Genomic DNA, 18,573 nt, shown 5'->3' with positions numbered 1-18,573 from the left:
GTTGCCGTATGCCTTGCTGTTACTTTTACTCGCCTTGTTCTTCCTTGAAGCATTCCATGCAGAGTGCACCATTGTTATCGATTTCATACTCGGTCAAGCGAGCTTGACAAGACTTGCATGTTTTTTCCGTGAGCACTAAGTTCAAGACTATATCTCCTCTCAATGATGTAAACTAGTCTATTTATATTATAACCAATGATTTATATCAGAAAAACTTCTATCTGTTAAAATTTCGTGAATTTTCAAATATAAAAAATAATAAACAAAGAGGAGCCCATCATGACCTCACCCTATTTTTCACTTTTCCTGACAGGAGAGCCATTTCGGCTGTTTTCCTCTTCTCACGTTATTACCTTGATTCTTGTGCTCTGTCTGGTCATGCTCACCTATTTATTTCGGCAAAAGCTCCAAGCCCCGACACTTCGACTCACTACCCGTTACGTACTTGCAGGTGTCTTGCTTTTATCTGAGGTTTGTTATCAGCTTTGGCATGTTTATACCGAGAGCTGGACGGCTGCTTACACATTACCCTTGCAGCTATGTAGCGTGACTCTCCTGCTTTCTGCCGTGATGCTGATGATGAGGAGCTACTGGCTGTATGAGATTACGTTTTTTGCCGGGATTGGCGGCGCTATGCAGGCATTGCTTACCCCCGAGTTGTTTTATCCATTTCCGCATTTTCGCTTTGTGCATTTTTTTGTAGCCCACGCGGGAATCATCCTTGCTTGCTTGTACATGACATGGGTAGAAGGCTACCGCCCGACTGTCCGTTCGATCTGGAAAACGATGGGCTTTTTAAACCTGCTTTTGCTCGTCGCACTTTTCGTCAACCAATGGACCGGTGGAAATTACTTATTTGTCTCGCGTAAACCGGACAATCCCAGTCTGATTGACTTTTTGGGCCCGTATCCGTGGTACATCGTTTCGTTGGAAGGAGTAGCCCTCGTGTTGTTTTTCTTGTTGTATCTGCCCTTTGTCCGAAAGCAGCCGCTGGCGAAGGAAGTCAAGAACGATTTGTCTGTCTGAATGACGCTTGCTGCTCGTTCACCCAATCGGTTACACACTGCAAGAAGCGTTTGGCAGCTGGTGACTGCTTGGAAAAAGAGGTTGCTGCCACCCCCAGCGAACGGTAATGCTCCCCTTCAAGCGGGATCATCCGAATATTGGCTGGCAAGCGAAACAAAATCATTTCCGGGAGAATGCTGATCCCAAGCCCATTTTGCACCATGGCAATAATCGCGTGATCATCCCCTACTTCATATTTGATTCGCGGCTCAATCTGATACTGCGCCAACAAACGCTGTATATCATTGTCACAGCCCGTCTTCGGCATGATAAAAGTCTCTTCGGCCAGTCGGCTCACATGCACCCGCTCCTCTTTGTAGAGCGGGTGTTCCTCTGTCACCAGCAAATACATCTGATCCTTTTTCAAAGGAATCCATTCCAAATCCTCTGTTGTTGGTAAGGAGACGAAGCCAAAATCAATCTCTCCGGTTTGAATCCAGCTCTCAATTCCATCGTAATATCCTTCCATCAGCTTAATCTCGATCGCCGGATACTGGTCTTGGAACCGCTTGAGGATTCCCGGAAGCCATTGTGTGGATACACTCGTGAAGGTTCCAATTCTCACCGTCCCGACCTCCAACCCATTGATCGCAAACACCTCTTGTTTCATCCGCTTATGACAGCGCAAGGTCTCACGCATGTACGGAAGCAGTCGCTCCCCATTACTCGTGAGGCTGATACCTGACCGTCCTCTCGTCAAAAGCGAAAACCCAAATTCCCGTTCCAGACTCGCAATCGCATGGCTGATCGCTGATTGTGTTAGACCTAGTATCTCTCCAGCTTTGGTTAAGCTCCCTGACTCAATAACGGTGATCACTACCTCAAACTTGTTTAGACTCACCCTTCTCCGTCCCCTTTACATGAAACCGATTCATGAAAACCATCACAAACATTCATTTTTCTTATTTAAACGATACTCGTATACTGTTTATGGCGCAACACTGATTAGGACCCGCTTTTTCCCGGGCAAGGAGGCTTATCTCATCATGAAACCGCAAGTGAAAGCCGATTTGGCTATGATTTTGGTCACCCTGTTTTGGGGAACCTCGTATGTATTTATGCAAATGGGATTAAAGGATTTGGAGACCTTCAATCTGATCGGTATCCGCTTTGGCATTGCTTTTCTACTGGCAGCCGCCTTGTTTCATAAACGCTTACGTGGCACGAATCGAAAAACAATGCTTCATGCATTCATACTCGGCGCACTCCTTTTCGGGGTTTTTGCCACCATCACGAACGGTGTGAAATCAACAACAGCTTCCCAAGCAGGTTTTCTTGTTAGCTTGACCGTTATCTTTGTTCCGCTCTTATCTATTCTTTTGAGAAACCGTCCGGAAAAAAGAGTCTTTGTCGGCGCTGGACTGGCCATGATCGGCATCGGCCTGCTCACACTAAGCGCTGAATTTCGCATCAGCCAAGGAGACTTATTGTGCATCGCTGGGGCCCTCTTTTACGCTACACATATTACTGTAACAGGTCGATGGGCCAATCAATCGGATACGATCCAGTTGGGGATTTACCAGCTTGGCTTTACGGCGCTGCTGGGCATTGTTTTTTCATTTACACTGGAGACCCCGACGCTACCGCAGACTACAGAGGCTTGGATCGCAGTGCTCGCCCTTAGCGTATTGTGCAGTGCAATTGGCTTTGTCGTTCAAACGGTGGCCCAAAAATATACGACGGCTACGCACACGGGTGTTATTTTTTCCTTGGAGCCAGTCTTCGCTGCCCTGTTTGCCTTCGTGGTCACAGGCGAAACACTGTCTGTTCGCGGGTACATAGGCGCAGGGCTCGTTTTGATCAGTGTGCTGATTGCAGAAATCGATGTGAAGAGCTTGCTGCGCCCAAAGCAGCTGACAAAAAACCCGACTCACTTATCCTGAGCCGGGTTTTGCCTATGGGTTATGCAAGAGAGCAATCTGAAAGAAATCCATCCCTGATTTATTTGCTATGATGGAAAAAATGAGTGTATCCATGACGAAACTACTAGTATGGAGGGATGGACATGAATCAAAACAATGAAGCAAATAAAATCGCAACGCAAGTAGGCGAGTGCGAGATTGTGATCACTCGCGTTTTTGATGCTCCACGCGATCTCGTGTTTGATGCTTGGACAAAAGAGGAGAACCTCTCCAAATGGTGGGGGCCTCTGGGTTTTACGATGACTTCAGAGAAGTTTGATCTAAAACCGGGTGGTACATGGCAGTTTATCATGCACGGTCCTGATGGCGTTGATTTTCCCAACACCAACGTCTTTGTCGAGGTCGTTCAACTTGAGCGAATCGTTTTCAAACATACTGTGTTTCCTCATTTTCAAGCGACAGCCATCTTTGAGGATCTGGATGGCAAGACCAAGCTTACTTATCGCACCGTTTTTGAAGAAACGACGGCTGTATTCGATAAGGTGAAAACATATGCTGTCCCGGGTGCCGAACAGACCATGGATCGTCTTGAGGAGCATCTGGCAAGTATGACTTAACAGTAACGTAACAGTAGATCGTTCCATAAAACAGCGGCAGTCCAGGATTTTCCTTTCTTGTCCTGGGCAGCCGCTGCTCTGATTTTCGGGTTATGTTTTCAAGACGTGTAGCAAACTTTTCCGCCAATGATGGTCATCATGACCTTTGTCGAAAGCAGCTCGTCTGGATCAATGGTAAACAGGTCTTTGGAATAGACGGTCAGATCCGCATACTTTCCACGAGACAGCGTGCCTTTGACATGATCCTCATTGGTCACCTGTGCACTGCCTAATGTAAACAAATGAATAGCTTCCTCCATCGTCAGTTTTTCTTGCGGGAAGTATCCATCGTGCGTTTCTCCCGGTGCTTTGCGCGTGACGGCTGCGTGTATCCCTAACAGCGGGTCGATTGGTTCTACCGGTGTATCCGAGCCCGCCGCGCAAATGATTCCGTACTCCATCATCGTTTTCCAGATGTACGAGTGTTGAATCCGCTCCTGTCCTACCCGATCCATTACCCACGGGAAGTCTCCTGCGAGAAAACGCGGTTGGATATCTGCGATCCGATGAGGATGCTTCAAGCGTTCCAGCAGGTCCGGCCGCAGGATTTGTGTGTGTATGAGGCGATCCCGATAGGCGACTGCCGGAAACTGATCCAAGCTGTCCAGCACCATTTCCAGAGCTTTGTCGCCAATGGTGTGTACAGCAATAGGCATCCCGAGTTCACGTGCTTGCCGAACCAGCTCTGTCAGCTCGCCTTGCTCATGCACAGGATAACCGCTGGTACTCGGATCATCAGCGTATGGAGCTGACAGGTAAGCCGTCCTGCGTCCCAATGCCCCATCTGCAAAAATTTTCACCGCACCGATTTGCACGTGAGCGTTGCCATAACCTGCCGTCATCTTTAAGTCGCGCAGTTCATGCCTATGCGGATAGTAGACAAGCAGGTTACTGCGCAGCGCAAGCTCTTCACCATTAATGAGCTCATCATAGAGCCGATACGTTTGCGCAAGTCCGCCCAATTCACGCAAATCCTCCGTATGTGCCCCTGTCAATCCATGCGCCATTGCATAGCGAATCGAGCTGCGCAGGCTTTGCTTCAACTGATCGTAGTCAGGTCTTGGAATATGCTTCGTAATCAGGTTAGAGGCCGTTTCCAACAACATGCCCGTTGGCTTTCCACTCACAGGATCATGTACAATGACTCCCCCCGCTGGCACCTCCATATCACGATGATAGCCACATAGCTCCAATGCCTTGCTGTTGACCAAATTCGCATGTCCACATATTCGTGCCAGAAGAATCGGGCAATGTGGTGCAGCTTGATCAAGCTCTTCGATAGTAGGAATGCCACCACCATCCGCGAATAAATTCTCATCCCAGCCGTAGCCTTGTATCCACGCATTTTCAGTTGTGGCTTGTGCTTTTTCTTTCAAGAGAAACAGCATCTCGTCCTTGGAACGAGCTTTACTTAAATCCAGCTGCAAAAAGGTGAGACCGAGCCATCCCAAGTGCAGATGGCTGTCAATCAATCCCGGAGTAGCAGTATATCCTTGCAGATCTATGACGGTTGCATCACTACCTCCGTATTGAAGAAGCATATCCGCATCGCTGCCCAAGTCATGCACAATTCCATCTCGAACAACTAATGCTTGTACGAACAAATGCTGGGAATCCCCTGTGTAAATGCGTCCATTTCTGAAAATGGTTGTCGTCATCTCGTGACCTCTTTTCTGTTCGCTTCTGTATTTTTCGTATGCCTATCCCCTCTTAATTTGTTTGCTGCTAGTCTTTTTCCTCCCTAAAATGAAATAACGTTCAAAAAATTGCGACCTTCGCTTTCCCATTTGGGAAAACATGGTGTTTCCTCACTTCCCTGTTGAAAGCAGCAATGGTAGGGCACGTTATGTTCATGTCCTATTTTTGCGCGGAGGGAACGTATGCAACAAAAAACAAAAAAACGCCTTCCATCCTTCCTTCAATCGCAGGAGTCCACTGGTCTGAAAATGTCGCGCCATGAGCCTTCTGTGCAAAAGCCATCAGGTCGGCTGGACAATCAAGCCAAGCTGCTGCTCCTGGTCAACGCCGTATTTATTGCTGCAGGCTCTCTTTCTGGCACGTTTGTAAACGTCTATTTGTGGAAGGTAAAAAGTCAATTTGCACCGATCGCTTGGTTTACTTTTGCCGCCCATCTAGCGGGTGCTCTGACCTTCTGGCTTGCGGGTTGGTACGTGAAGCGTCTGAACAAAATGAATGTCCTGCGTGCCGGAATGGCCGTTTCTGCCCTTTTTTATTTGCTCGTTCTTCTGGCAGGTCCCAAAGCTGTCTCTTATGCCGTACCGCTTGGGCTCGTTCAGGGTATAGCGAGTGGGTTTTTCTGGCTTTCGTTTAATGTGGTGTATTTCGAAATCACGAATGCCGATAACCGCGACCTTTTCAACGGTTGGGCAGGGTTGCTTGCTTCCATTGGCGGTATGCTCGCTCCATGGATATCTGGCTTGCTCATTACGCGGCTTCCGGGCAACAGCGGCTACTCCCTTATTTTCGGGATCTCTCTTGCCCTATTTGTCGTCGGCGTGTTCATCAGCTTTTTTCTAAAAAAACGTCAATCGGAAGGGACGTATTCCTGGAGCTTTTCCTTACGTTGTTTGCGAGAGGAGCCCGAGTGGCGCTGGGCGGCAGGGGCTTTGGCTGGTCAAGGACTGCGTGAAGGTGTATTCGGCTTTGTGATCGGTCTACTCGTCTACATTTCCACGAGAAGCGAGATGACTCTCGGCAACTACTGGTTGACTACATCTGCCGTCGGACTTGTGAGCTACTTTCTGATCGCCAAATGGTTTGCTCCTCGCTATCGCAAGTGGGGAATGCTCACTGGCTCTGTCATCATGTGGGGGATTCTCTTCGTATTTTTTTGGCAGGTGAGCTTTACGACTCTGCTTATTTTTGGGATTGCGGTGTCCATCGCTTATCCGCTGTTTTCTGTGCCCATGCTCTCCACGATTTTTGATCTGATTGGCACGAACGAAGAAAGCGCACGCAATCGGGTCGAGTATGTCGTCCTCCGAGAGTTTGCTCTGGACGTTGGTCGGCTGGTGGGGATTTTGATCTTTCTGCTCGTAACGTCCTTGAGCGTCTCTCCTCTTACACTGAACTGGTTGATTCTGTGTATCGGAATCGGCCCACTCATCGCGTGGGTGTGCATGACCAAGCTATTCCGTCACGACCCTGCGACTAAAAAAGCAGACAACTGAACAAGTTTGCACCCATACCTTAACAAAACCCGCTTCGGCTGACTTTCCTAGCGGGTTTTGTCACTGATACTGATGTCCACCTTTATGAAAAACGTCGAGGTGTTTTTCACACAAAAAAACCTTTCCGACTTGGAAGCTTGCTCCTACAGGAAAGGTTGCGTTGTTTTTTTCGATTATGGTTGGACTACTTTTTCTTTCGCTTTCGTTACGATGTGGTGACCGAGCGGCAAGCCACGCTGCTCCAGCTCATCAGCTGTCACAATATGGAGCGTCTCACTTTTACACGGCATGGGCATCAATCCGCCCAATGGACTCATCACTCTTCCGATCGTGTCTGTCTCAATGAGCACGTACAGGCCTTTTTCCTCCAATTGTTGCATGAATTCTCCCCAACGCTTGGAAGTAATCTGATCGGCGTGCTTGGTGAATATGACACCCATTTCTTGTGCTAGCATGTAAAATCTCCTTTGTTCTATCCGTCAAATATATGCTTCAAAAGATAATCTAACAATACAGGGAAACCTCCCTTCTGGCAAAATCCGTGTAAGCCAAAAAAACACGAAAAACGGTTGTTTTTGACCGCTTTTCGTTTCAGGAATCTCACATCTTCCTCGCACACACCGTTTCAACGCGGCACGCTGTTTTTTGCCACTTGCTTTTGAAAAAGGGGCCTATTTTTGCCGATTTCTTGAGTAATTCTCATGTCTTGCCCTTCATGTACCTGCATTTCCTCGATTTAGAAGCTCGCTGCCAGCTCCACATGCAGCAGTCGGGCAAAAGGAACCCAGTGAATATCGGAGCCTTCCCGAAGCTTGAGGCGTCTCGCCGCTTGATCAATATGGATAATGTGGGCAGACAGACGTCGCGGCTCTCGCCTGTCATAATAAGGCAGCGTCAGGATGCTCTCTGTCTGGAACGCCTGCCATACCAGTTCGCTTAAGGCGCTGAGCTGCTCCTGATCCAGCTCGGGTGGTACATAGCGCGCAACCATTGACACCCCTCACTTAATGTTTAGCCACGCCTTTGCATACAATGGTCCCCGAACTCTATTTAGGAGTTCGGGGACCATTGTTTTATAAAAGCTTGAAGTAAATTTTGGAGTAGGAAAAATACTTGAGCTGGATGATTTAACCATTGTATTACGAACATACATTCGGTATATAATAAGAACATATTTTCGCATTAATTTGGGGGTGTCACTGTGGTGCCCGTAATAATGTTGGCGGATTGCCAATCATTTTATGCATCTGTTGAAAAGGCAGCACGTCCAGAATATCGCAATAGTCCCGTTATTGTGGCCGGAGATCCGGCCAGAAGATCGGGCATCGTCTTAGCAGCATGTCCTGTGGCCAAAAAGTTTGGAATAACTACAGCAGAAACATTGGGTCAGGCTCTCGCTAAGTGTCCTGATGCGGTCGTTATACGTCCTCGCATGCAGACTTATATCGATGTATCACTAATGATTACTGAGATCTTTGAATCCTTTACAGACTTAGTTGAGCCATTTTCAATTGACGAGCAATTTTTGGATGTGACCGGATCGCTTTCTTATTTTGGATCTCCAGAAGAAATTGCAAAACGAATACAAGTCAAGGTAATGATGTCTACCGGTGTCTGGATCAGGGTGGGTATAAGTTCAACAAAGATGTTGGCGAAAATGGCAACTGACATATGGGCTAAAAAAAGTGAAACGGGTATCTTCACACTTCCTAAAAGCGATATAGATAATCTGTTATGGCCTCAGCCCATCAACAAAATGTTCGGTGTCGGTTCACGGATGACGGCTCACTTTAACCGAATAGGCATTGCGACAATTGGCGATATAGCCAAACTTCCGCTTGGTGATTTCAAACGTAAAATGAAGCTTGTTATGGGTAAAAATAGTGATATACAAGCTGAATTGTATTGGCAAACTGCGAACGGCATAGACCCAAGCGCAGTTACACCAGGCACACATGATCATCAACAAGCTATTGGACATCAAATGACTTTGCCGCGTGACTATTCCCATAAGGAGGATATCGACGTCATACTACTTGAGTTAAGCGAAGAAGTTTGTCGCCGTTGTCGTGCCAAAGGCTATATGGGAAAAGTGGTATCCGTAGGAGCTCAAGGTGCTGACTTTGACAAACCTACGGGATTTTTTAGACAAATCACAATTGACGATCCAACCAATATCACCAATGAGGTGTTTGAAGCAGCTCGGAAGTTGTTTTATATCCATTGGGATGAACAACCGATTCGAAAGCTTGGAATAGTGGTATCAAATTTGAGCCGTGATGATGAATACCAACTTTCCTTCTTCGGTAATAGAGAAAGGTACAAAAGGCTAGAACGCACCACAGATCAAATAAAGAATCGCTACGGAAGCACAGCGATTTTGCGCGCATCTTCTTTATTGGGAGCAGCACAAGCTCAAGAGCGTAGTGCGAAAATAGGAGGGCACTATAGATGAGTAAAAAACTTCAGAATAATGGAAGATGGGAATCCAGTCGAATGATGCTTCCAGAACACCGGGAACAATACTTAAGCAGAAAGAATCAGCAACAAGAGCCGGTCAAACCAGAGTTGCCCAGCAAAGAAGAACTTGAATTAATAAGGGATTCTGTTCTTCTGCCGATGATCTTAACGATAGTCGATAAAAACAGTACAGAAATCGGCCTCTCATCCTATTCATTGAAAAATCTTTACCTCAAAGCTTCCCAAGTATTGATGGCACAAATCCATCTGGATCTAAGTGAGGTCAGGAAAAAACTGAAGGCAAAAAATATTAAAGTATTTCAAGAAGAACGCATAGATAGCGCGCTGTACTATCGGTTTGTGTGTCGAGGTTATGAGGATACCTTCGCTATAGTGCGTGATGTAGCACGAGCAGAAATAAGTATACGAATTTCAAAATATGTCTCTGATATGTTCAGAAATAGCGGCAAGTAGACCAGCGGCTGCGAAAAGTGGTCGATTTAAGACCACTTTTTTAAAGCAGTCTAATCAGCATTCTTTTGTTTTGGGATTATAATTTTCCTCTGGCGACAGGGTAGCCGTACATTCGGCTGCGTTAGGGAGCTCATTTTCTGTTTTGTGGGCGCAATCGTCCTGATATAAACGATTGGCGATGCGTCTATTTGGTGTATGAATCAGCTCTGACCAAGTCACCTCGGCGTTCGTTCGTAAAAATTTCTCAAATCTGTCCAATCGTTCTTGGTAGCTTTTCATAGTGTAAGTCACCCTGCACACTCCATACAACTTCTGGCAAACGGAAAAGTCTTCTTCAGAATCTATTGTCATTTGGCTATACCGTATTACCTTTCCAGTGCCATCGAGTCCATTTGTCCTTCTCCCTATTTGAATTAAATATCAAATAATAATCACTATAATTATTTTATATATCAGCCAACAATATAAATCAACATTTTTTGTTATTTCTCTTGCATTTATAAGCTATTTTCTTAAGGATTTACGGACCTAAGTGATTTGCAGTGTATCGAGGGACGGTCAATATTCCACGTCCCGATGGGCTCAGCTGCAAAGCGTATATTAGTAACAGGGACAAAGCATTAGGAAAATGATAGTTCACATGGTTAGTTTATAATCCCTTTTTTCCTAATTTCCACCTGAATGTTCGGATCGAACTTCACTTTTTGATAATGGCTCCCCCAATTTTCTTTTTGTTTTTTCCAAGTATCAGGATGGTACGCCATGAGCTGCCTGGCGATACCTAATCCATCGCAGCGGGCATTTTGCATTTTTTTCAGTGTTTTTTTAGCTAAATCAGTCATTTCTTTGGATAAAAGCTCGTTTAGCTGTGCAATCATTTTGCCGTTCAAGTGATCTTTGGGATATTCCTCAACACTTGCTTTCCAATCTAAATCCAGCTTAACCGAAATTTGACCGTCCGGTTGAACAGACACTTCCATCTCTCGCTTTGATTTATCTACGTTAAAGGTTATAAAATCTTTGATGTTTGACTTGCCATTCTGAGCACTTATTTTTTGTGTGAATCTCGCCAGCTTCCCCTTGCTGGCTTGTAATAATAAACACATGGTTGATTCATCTGGGCTCAGTACCCCTGTCAATCGTTGATCATGAAACATAGCAATCCGAGAAACGTCTACTCGGTTCCCTTTATGCATGAGGTAGGGTAGAACAAAATCTTCCCCAGGATCTAGCATCACTGGATAAATTTTTTCAAGAGTTACTTTGGGAACGGTTGTCGTCTCTTCATTACTCTTGATTAGTTCATCAATTTCTTCTGCGATTAACACATTCCCCACCTTTTTAAGGGAAAGCATGTCGGTCGCCTTCCCTTGCGTCACCCCGATCCTCGCATTTAAGGCACTCTTGGGATCACGGTAAAAAATATCGAGGATCGGAAAAATATCTTGTTTTGCTAACTCTTCCCCAAGGAGCACAAACCGGTTTCTATAGGTACGAAGCAGCCGGGATAACTGATCATCTGCTTTATCTCGGGCTTCCCTTGGCGTATTACCAACCGCGTAGATGATTTCGTTTTTCGGAGTTTGTTGTTCGCTCTCGGGCATGTCCCGTATGACAAAGGTCGTTAACAGCTTTCCATCAGGAGCTAGATCGAACCCTCCTCCATAAAGCAAACGAGCATTTTTTAAAAGGTCTTGGTCCCAGCACCCGGTTATCATAAGGAGAACAGCAAGAACCGCACTCATCATGCCGATTTTTTTCATCTGACCAACGCCCTCCTTTTCTTTGACAGATACGAGAAGATGAGTAGTATCAAAGGAAGTACAATCGCAAACGTATAATGAGAAATCTTAATTATTTGATTGTAGAAGTCAGTGATCGACGGATCTTGAGATATCAGAGCGAGCATAAAAACAATAACAGCGGAGTAGAATACCGCCTTTTTATGTCTATCATGGTGAAAAAAGTGACCTAAGCCTGTCGTTGCCATATATAGCCACGAGACAATGGCAGTAGTAACGATAAAAATCCATATAGATAAAAAGATCAAATCGATCCGTTGAATAATCTGGAAAGAGAATCCTTTTAGCATAAAGATGGAAGGTTCCGAAACGGCTGGCATAATCGCCGGACTGAAAATGACTAAACTAGTAAATACCTCGAAAGTGTAAAAAAGCGTAATCAGCATATTCCCTAAAGAAGCTGCTTTTAATTTCCCCTTACTTTTCCCTTCAACAAAAGGAAAAATCACCAATAACACTTCGTACCCGACTAGCGGAAACAATGCCTCATTCGCAGCTTTGATGATATTCCACCAGCCCGCTTCTGTTATAGGGAGGAGATAAGTAAAATTCGCGTGGGCATAACCGAACAAAGATAATAACACCATGACAACGATGGTAAACGAAGAGATGACAAACAGTCTGGCAATCACGCGAAGGGGCTCGATAACCAAATAGCAACAAGTGAGAAGGGTGAGAATCAATAATGCCCATCTCGGTGTTGATTGGAGTACCCACTTTCCTACGACATCGGCAAACAAGCCTAAAATCGTTCCCGCAGTGAACAAAAAATAGCCAATATAAGCGAAACCAAGCAGATTTCCAATTACCTTTCCTGTGATTTTTGGCAAGAAAGTGTAGATATTATCGGATGGAAAACGTCTGCAAAGACCCCAAAGAATTAAAATCACCACTTGTACAGCAAAACCGGCGATTAAGGTAGAGATCCATCCTCCTCCCTTGGCGGCGGCCTGCATTTTATGAGGAAGAGTTAGAATTCCAACACCCACTTGAGATTGTATAACAAAAAACATGAGCTGCCCTTGAGTAATACTATTTTGTGCCGAGGTCATCATCCCACCCCCTTGAATATCTTTCTTGACGTACTCTTTTGGGATGCGGGTCTTGGGGACGCTGATCTAAGCTCCAGATTGGAAAGCGTGTAAACGTATCCTTCAGGTCTTTGATTCGAAGAGGCATAACAGGCGCAAAATAAGCTGTTCCAAATGACTCTAATTTACATAAATGAATTAAGATAAAAAGCAATCCAAACATGATCCCGATCAAACCGAACATCGCGGCCAAAATCATAAGCGGGAAGCCTAGAATACGAGATACCGTACTGATTTCATTGGATGGGGCAACAAATGAAGAAATAGCGGTTAAAGCCACAACAATAACCATGGGATATGAAACTAATCCAGCTCGAACGACGGATTCACCGATAACCAAACCGCCAACAATACCGATGGTTTGACCTACTCGGCTCGGCAAACGAATCCCTGCTTCACGCAGCACCTCTAATGTAATCTGCATGAGAAAGGCCTCCACGATCGGTGGAAATGGAACTCTGTCTACGCTGCCTTTTACGGTATAGATCAAATTAGAAGGAAGAATTTCAGGATGGAAGGCAACTACGGCAATATATAGTGCAGGTACGAGGAAAGAAGTGATAAAACTAAACAAACGAATCAGCCGTAGGAATGATCCAACTATCCACCTGCTGTGATAATCGTCTGGAGTTTGATAAAAAGCAAAAAAAGTCACAGGTAAAATCAACGCAGATGGATCTTCATCAGATAAAATTACGACACGGCCTTCCATGAGATGAGCTACCGCACGATCTGGCCTTTCTGTAAATAAGATTTGGGGGAAAAGAGAAAATGGATTGTCTTCAATCAATTCAGCAATGAATCCAGGTGAGAGGGTGGTGTCCATTACGATAGCACCAAGTCTGGAATCCACTTCTCTAACCAAATCTGGATTGGCCAGATCCTGCATATAGAGAAGCGCCAATTTTGTTTTGGCTTCGTTTCCCACCTGGTAGTAGCGAACGACCAGGTTTGGATTTTCTATACGCTTTCGTACCAGATACAAGTTCGTGATGAGGTGCTCTATAAAACCATCATGTGCGCCGCGAATAACACCTTCGTTCACCGGCTCTGATATACTCCGTTTATAATCTGCCCCAACCCCGACAACAAAAGCTTCTGCGGAACCTTCAAATAACAATATGCCTTTTCCTTGCACTAAAGCTGTAGGTAACTGGCTGAGATCCGATTTTATCCCAATTTCCACGGAAGTAATGATTTCTTCCACGATTCCTACTTTCTTTTCTTCTATAGGCTGAATGATCTCTTTTTGGATTCTCTGTTGATCAGTAAGAGATTCCAAATATACAATGTATCCCTCCACTTGATTCAATGAAATGCTCCGCCACTTCAGATCACCTGAATGAAACAGCTTGTTTTGAATGTATTCTATATTTTCCTGCACGGAAGAAAACATGCCTATTTTCATGCTCTGGCCTATTTCAGCACGATTTTTCGAAATCCATTTCCTTAAATGATCCCTCAATGCATTTCACCTAGGTTCGATCCAATTTTCATTAATGTAACCACTCTCATGAGTATTATTCCAGCAAACCCCTGCTCCTCAGGAAATTGAAAACAAAAATAATCATTGGTGAAGTGACCTCCGAAATCAGCCAATCCGACGAGGTACTAAAAAAAGATGGTACTGTCTTGATCTCGGTTCCTTTGATATGTTTAACACCGTGCTCGTTATGAGACGACTGTTTGAAAGATGATCAGTCCAGTAAAGCAAAAGGTTGGAGAGCCCATGAAAAAAAGTATTACATTATTGTTGCTTGTCGCGTTATGTCTTGTTAATTACAGATTGCTGGATACGATTGATCAAGATCCCTTTCTAATCACAGACTATAGCAGGCTGCATCCCGTAAAAGTCGAGCGAGTAGTGGATGGTAAAGAACAAGAGCAACTCATTCATTTACTAAAAGAAGCAAGAGATAAAAACCTGACCGTCTCCATAGCCGGACAGCGGCACAGTCAAGGCGGCCACACTTATTACAAGGACGGCATTGTCGTTGACATGACTCATTTCAACAAAATCGTATCGTTTGACCCAGCGGCGAAAGTCATTCGCGTTCAAGCAGGGGCAACTTGGAAAGATATTCAGGACAAGGTAAATCCCTACGGGTTGTCGGTGAAGACGATGCAATCACAAAATATTTTTACCGTGGGTGGCTCGATTAGCATTAACGCTCACGGTAGGGATATCCGTAACGGTTCGCTGATCAAAAGCGTGGAGTCCTTTCGGCTGTTGACTTCAAAGGGTGAGATTAAGCAAGTTAGCCGAACGGAGAATGCTGACTTATTTCCACTTGTCCTCGGAGGATATGGGTTATTCGGGATTATTTTAGATGTAACCTTGACACTTACAGAAGATGAAATCTACAGGATGACGTCTGAGGCCATGACGGTTGACGAGTACAGCAACTATTTTTTGAGCCAGGTGAAATCAAATCCGGATATTCACATGCATTACGCACGAATATCAGTGGCGCCCGATCATTTTCTTACCGACATGTATGCCATTAACTATACGGTGGACAAGACTGTCCCCCTGATAGAGCACAATACGTTAAAAGCGACAGAGGATTTGGTCATTCCTACTAAGCTTTTATTTCATCTCAATCGTTCTTTCGATTGGGGAAAAAATATGTTCTGGAATCTTCAGCAAAAATTCTTCCAGGTACAGCAAAATAACGTAATTAGTCGTAATAATGCTATGCGTTCAGAAACGGAATTTATGGAGTACAGAGGGATTGGCAAGAACGACCTTCTTCAGGAATATTTCATTCCTGTCGACCAGTTCGCTGATTTTGTACATCGTCTGAAAACGATATTGCCACAGGAAAATTTGAAACTGCTAAACATTACGGTTCGCTACGTAAATCAGGACGAGGAAGCGACTTTGTCGTATGCGCGTGAGGATATGTTTGCGCTCGTATGCTTGTTTAACGTTTCTCTGGAGGAGCAAGGGCAAAGCTCGTTTAAAAAGGGAATTCAACGAATTATCGACGAAGTCATCAGGCATCGCGGAACCTATTATTTGCCCTACGCTGCTTATCCGAGCTTAGAGCAATTCCAAGCTGTATATCCGCGGTATAAAGAGTTTTTTGTAAAGAAGGATCAATATGATCCGGAACATTTGTTCATGAACTATTTTTATGAACAATATAAGGGGGAATAGGGCATGACGGTAAAATGGCTCATTCGGTCACAAAGCGTCGTTACGCTGGCCGCAGGAATGGTATACCCGTACTATTTGCTATTTCTGAAGAATCTAGGTAACAGTTATTCCAAGTACGGACTAGCTTTTGCCGTCTTTACGATAAGCTCTGCAGCCATTTCTCAATGGCTTGCTCCACGATTGGACAAACATGGCATTCAAATCCTCATGATCAGTTCTCTAGGAATGATGCTGGCGATGCTTGCTTTTCCATGGGTGACGTCATATGTGTGGGTGCTAGTTCTCCAGTTTGTTATGGGAAGCTGTAGTGCCATGCAAAAAATGAGCGAACGGCTATTGCTAGCAGATCACACAGAAAACGGAGCCCGCGGAACAATCATCGGTTCTTATCATTTCTGGACCTCGGTCTCATCTGGCTTTGCAGTGATTCTTGGGGGCTACCTCATCGACTGGCTAACAATCAATGCGTTGTTTTATACGAGCGCGCTATTGTACGGCTTCAGTGCGTGGGCGTGTTGGAGAATACGAAAAGCCAATTCAGACATAAACAAAGAAACGAACGTAAATTAAATTAAAAAAGCATAAGTAACCAGTGTGTTTCGGTATTCTACCGGGGCACACTGGTTTAATTTTTTCTGAAACCGTTCATGGCTATAAAACCAAGTGTATTTTTCAATGGCTTGAATGTTTGACCTTTTTTAGCCATGAGAAAATCCCCTCCAAGTAGGGTGTACTACCCGGCGTTAGGTGGGCGGGCTTTTTACACTGTCTACTCAAAGGGGTGCACTACATTACCCAAGAGGTTTTTGACTGCTTCCTGTACTTTTATGCTTTGAACTTAGTGATGGATTGTTGCAATTCTTCTGCCATTCTGCTTACTACTTCAATAGCAGAAGCGATTTCTTCCATCGATGAATACTGTTCCTGCGCTGCTGCAGACACATTTTGTGTATGGGTCATAGATTGCTGTGAAGTATCTGCAAGCCCTTTTATCATTTTCACCACATGCTGCGAACTCGCCGTTACTTCTTCTACAATCGCAGTCACTTCCTGTGATTGTACCGAAACATGTTCCACCATATTCGTAATATCATGAAACGCCTCACCTGCCTGCTGAACCATCTCAATCCCTTTATGAACAGCAGACGTTCCTTCTCCCATCGAAAGCACTGCATATCCTGCTTCTGTCTGAATTTCAGAAATCAACTGCCCGATTTCCTCAGATGCCTGTCCTGACTGCTCAGCCAGCTTTCGCACTTCATCTGCTACAACCGCAAACCCTTTTCCATGCTCGCCTGCTCTTGCTGCTTCGATCGCTGCATTTAAGGCAAGCAAGTTCGTTTGATTAGAGATTTCGGTAATCAGCGTAACAATCCGCCCAATTTCTTTCGACTTCTTACCAAGCGTATCAACAACTGACGCTGTCGTATTCACTTTTTGCTGGACAAGCTCAATCTGGGCTACTGTTTCTGTAACAACCCGATTCCCTGTCGCCGCCTTATGATTTGCCGTTACTGTCAGATCGGCAACAGCCTGCATAGAAGATGCGGCTTGCTCCATTCCTTTAGAAATTTCTACAGCGGCTTGATTTACTTGATCAGCACCAGACATCTGATACTCTGCACTTCCTGCCACTTCTTGAATGGTTGTTGAAATCTGACTTGCCGCGTATTTTACCTGTTCACCCGTTGCCAATAGCTCCTCACAACTTGCAGATAATTCCATTGCATTTGTGTTTACCTGCTGCACGACACTACGTACACTGCGCATCATGTTGTTAAATAATTGGGTTAGCATCCCTATCTCATCTCTCGCTTGATAATCTCCTTGTACGGTTAAATCGCCTTGCTCCGCTTTTATCATTAATTCTTTCATCATGTGAAGTGGACGCGTAATGATGCGACCAATGACTAAAGTGAGAAGCGCACATAATACAATCGCAACCACTGTAATGATAACTGTCCAAGCAATCGAGCCCTTTGCATAAGCGCTATTTGTCTTATAGAGCTCTTCCGCTCTTTCCTGATTGTAATCCGCCAGTTTCTCCAGCTTACCACTCAACTGCGTACGAGTCTCTCTAACATCTTGTACATAATATTGGTAAGCTTGATCATTTTTATTGACCATCGCCAGAGCAATTACTTTCTCCACATTTCCCCAGTATGTATTGCGCAACTCTTTATATTGACGAAATAACTCTTTCTCATGCTCATCCATTTTTGTTCTTTCATAGTTTTTTATCAACTGTCCCGTGGCAAGCTTCCTGTCGTTCAGTGTTTTCTTCATTTCTTCATTCTCTTTTGGGTCTTTCGTTAGTAATAAGCCTAATGTATTTACCTCAACGATACGATTATTCAGTCGAATTTCAGAAAGCCATCTTACTGAATTCATCCGATCTTCATACATTTCTGTTGAATTTTCCGCCATACTTTTGATGTATGTAACTCCCACGAGCCCTACCATGGTTATAAATACAATTGCCATTATCATAAGCAATAATATTTTTTTGCTTACTTTTATATCCCTTATCCACTGCATTTCATTTTTGCTCCTTTATGTACAAATTGTCAGGAAGTGAGCAGATAGCCACTTTTCCGGAAAAGCCGTTTTATTCTTGTCTCAGAGGACCTAACACCTTCGGAACCGTTGCATTTGTACGCGGTATCTCTACGGCAAAAGGCGGTTCCACGTCCCACACGGCAGCGTCGAATGTAGAGAGAATTAATTGTAAACATGCTGTGCTGGGTGTTCTACTTTGTCATAGTTACTAGCGAGTAAGATGCCGATCACTACGCCGGATGTCAGTATG

17 protein-coding genes are annotated in these 18,573 nt (G+C 44.7%); 8 read left to right on the top strand and 9 right to left on the bottom strand.

Annotated features, from left to right (window positions below; translation table 11 throughout):
* Positions 1-279 precede the first annotated feature (279 nt).
* Complete coding sequence (locus HPY31_RS09395) at positions 280-1,026, top strand: YwaF family protein (RefSeq protein WP_172140351.1); 747 nt, start codon at positions 280-282, stop codon at positions 1,024-1,026.
* Here the strand turns inward: HPY31_RS09395 and HPY31_RS09390 are convergent.
* Entirely contained in the window at positions 1,004-1,906 is a 903-nt protein-coding gene (locus HPY31_RS09390) for a LysR family transcriptional regulator (RefSeq protein WP_172140349.1), read from the bottom strand. The two genes, HPY31_RS09395 and HPY31_RS09390, sit on opposite strands and share 23 nt — an antisense overlap.
* A gap of 145 nt (positions 1,907-2,051) precedes the next feature.
* Between HPY31_RS09390 and HPY31_RS09385 the strand changes: the two genes are divergently transcribed.
* The gene (locus tag HPY31_RS09385) at positions 2,052-2,948 is read left to right on the top strand and encodes a DMT family transporter (protein ID WP_172140347.1); all 897 of its coding nucleotides are present in this window, start codon (positions 2,052-2,054) and stop codon (positions 2,946-2,948) included.
* A 122-nt stretch (positions 2,949-3,070) separates the two neighbouring features.
* Positions 3,071-3,544 carry an SRPBCC family protein gene (locus HPY31_RS09380; protein WP_172140345.1) on the top strand — a complete coding sequence of 158 codons (474 nt, stop codon included), beginning with the start codon at positions 3,071-3,073 and terminating at the stop codon, positions 3,542-3,544.
* A 98-nt stretch (positions 3,545-3,642) separates the two neighbouring features.
* Here HPY31_RS09380 and HPY31_RS09375 read toward each other — a convergent pair whose 3' ends face one another.
* Positions 3,643-5,241, bottom strand: a complete 1,599-nt coding sequence (locus HPY31_RS09375) for an amidohydrolase (RefSeq protein ID WP_172140343.1) — start codon at positions 5,239-5,241, stop codon at positions 3,643-3,645.
* 222 nt (positions 5,242-5,463) lie between these two features.
* Here HPY31_RS09375 and HPY31_RS09370 point away from each other — a divergent pair, with 222 nt between their 5' ends.
* A complete protein-coding gene (locus HPY31_RS09370; RefSeq protein ID WP_172140341.1) occupies positions 5,464-6,774 on the top strand; it encodes an MFS transporter in 1,311 nt (436 codons plus the stop codon).
* A gap of 173 nt (positions 6,775-6,947) precedes the next feature.
* Here the strand turns inward: HPY31_RS09370 and HPY31_RS09365 are convergent, their stop codons facing one another.
* Together HPY31_RS09365 and HPY31_RS09360 are read right to left on the bottom strand one after the other, a co-directional pair.
* Positions 6,948-7,229, bottom strand: coding sequence for a hypothetical protein (locus HPY31_RS09365; RefSeq protein WP_007728325.1), 282 nt, complete (start codon positions 7,227-7,229; stop codon positions 6,948-6,950).
* A 281-nt stretch (positions 7,230-7,510) separates the two neighbouring features.
* Positions 7,511-7,765, bottom strand: coding sequence for a YolD-like family protein (locus HPY31_RS09360; protein WP_253901746.1), 255 nt, complete (start codon positions 7,763-7,765; stop codon positions 7,511-7,513).
* Positions 7,766-7,990: 225 nt separating this feature from the next.
* Here HPY31_RS09360 and HPY31_RS09355 point away from each other — a divergent pair, with 225 nt between their 5' ends.
* Together HPY31_RS09355 and HPY31_RS09350 are read left to right on the top strand one after the other, a co-directional pair.
* Positions 7,991-9,229, top strand: coding sequence for a DNA polymerase IV (locus tag HPY31_RS09355; protein ID WP_172140664.1), 1,239 nt, complete (start codon positions 7,991-7,993; stop codon positions 9,227-9,229).
* The gene (locus HPY31_RS09350) at positions 9,226-9,708 is read left to right on the top strand and encodes a YhjD family protein (RefSeq protein WP_172140339.1); all 483 of its coding nucleotides are present in this window, start codon (positions 9,226-9,228) and stop codon (positions 9,706-9,708) included. The genes HPY31_RS09355 and HPY31_RS09350 overlap by 4 nt, the downstream gene beginning before the upstream one ends.
* 54 nt (positions 9,709-9,762) lie before the next feature.
* On the opposite strand, the gene HPY31_RS09345 is transcribed toward HPY31_RS09350, so the two are convergent.
* The 4 genes from HPY31_RS09345 to HPY31_RS09330 form a co-directional block, all read right to left on the bottom strand.
* Positions 9,763-9,987 carry a hypothetical protein gene (locus tag HPY31_RS09345; RefSeq protein WP_172140337.1) on the bottom strand — a complete coding sequence of 75 codons (225 nt, stop codon included), beginning with the start codon at positions 9,985-9,987 and terminating at the stop codon, positions 9,763-9,765.
* A gap of 365 nt (positions 9,988-10,352) precedes the next feature.
* Positions 10,353-11,471, bottom strand: coding sequence for a Ger(x)C family spore germination protein (locus HPY31_RS09340; protein ID WP_172140335.1), 1,119 nt, complete (start codon positions 11,469-11,471; stop codon positions 10,353-10,355).
* Positions 11,468-12,565 carry a GerAB/ArcD/ProY family transporter gene (locus HPY31_RS09335; protein WP_172140333.1) on the bottom strand — a complete coding sequence of 366 codons (1,098 nt, stop codon included), beginning with the start codon at positions 12,563-12,565 and terminating at the stop codon, positions 11,468-11,470. Before HPY31_RS09335 ends, HPY31_RS09340 begins: the two co-directional genes overlap by 4 nt.
* Positions 12,543-14,009, bottom strand: a complete 1,467-nt coding sequence (locus HPY31_RS09330; RefSeq protein ID WP_172140331.1) for a spore germination protein — start codon at positions 14,007-14,009, stop codon at positions 12,543-12,545. Before HPY31_RS09330 ends, HPY31_RS09335 begins: the two co-directional genes overlap by 23 nt.
* A gap of 321 nt (positions 14,010-14,330) precedes the next feature.
* On the opposite strand from HPY31_RS09330, the gene HPY31_RS09325 reads away from it, so the two are divergent.
* Both HPY31_RS09325 and HPY31_RS09320 read left to right on the top strand, forming a co-directional pair.
* A complete protein-coding gene (locus HPY31_RS09325; protein WP_172140329.1) occupies positions 14,331-15,764 on the top strand; it encodes an FAD-binding oxidoreductase in 1,434 nt (477 codons plus the stop codon).
* Positions 15,765-15,767: 3 nt separating this feature from the next.
* Positions 15,768-16,334 carry an MFS transporter gene (locus HPY31_RS09320; RefSeq protein ID WP_016741972.1) on the top strand — a complete coding sequence of 189 codons (567 nt, stop codon included), beginning with the start codon at positions 15,768-15,770 and terminating at the stop codon, positions 16,332-16,334.
* 255 nt (positions 16,335-16,589) lie between these two features.
* On the opposite strand, the gene HPY31_RS09315 is transcribed toward HPY31_RS09320, so the two are convergent.
* Positions 16,590-18,302: a methyl-accepting chemotaxis protein gene (locus tag HPY31_RS09315; protein WP_172140327.1), complete on the bottom strand. Its 1,713-nt coding sequence runs from the start codon at positions 18,300-18,302 to the stop codon at positions 16,590-16,592.
* Positions 18,303-18,573: the final 271 nt, after the last annotated feature.

The organism is Brevibacillus sp. HB1.3 (assembly GCF_013186635.1).
Lineage (GTDB): Bacteria > Bacillota > Bacilli > Brevibacillales > Brevibacillaceae > Brevibacillus > Brevibacillus brevis_D.
This window is presented reverse-complemented; position numbering and strand designations above follow the sequence as displayed.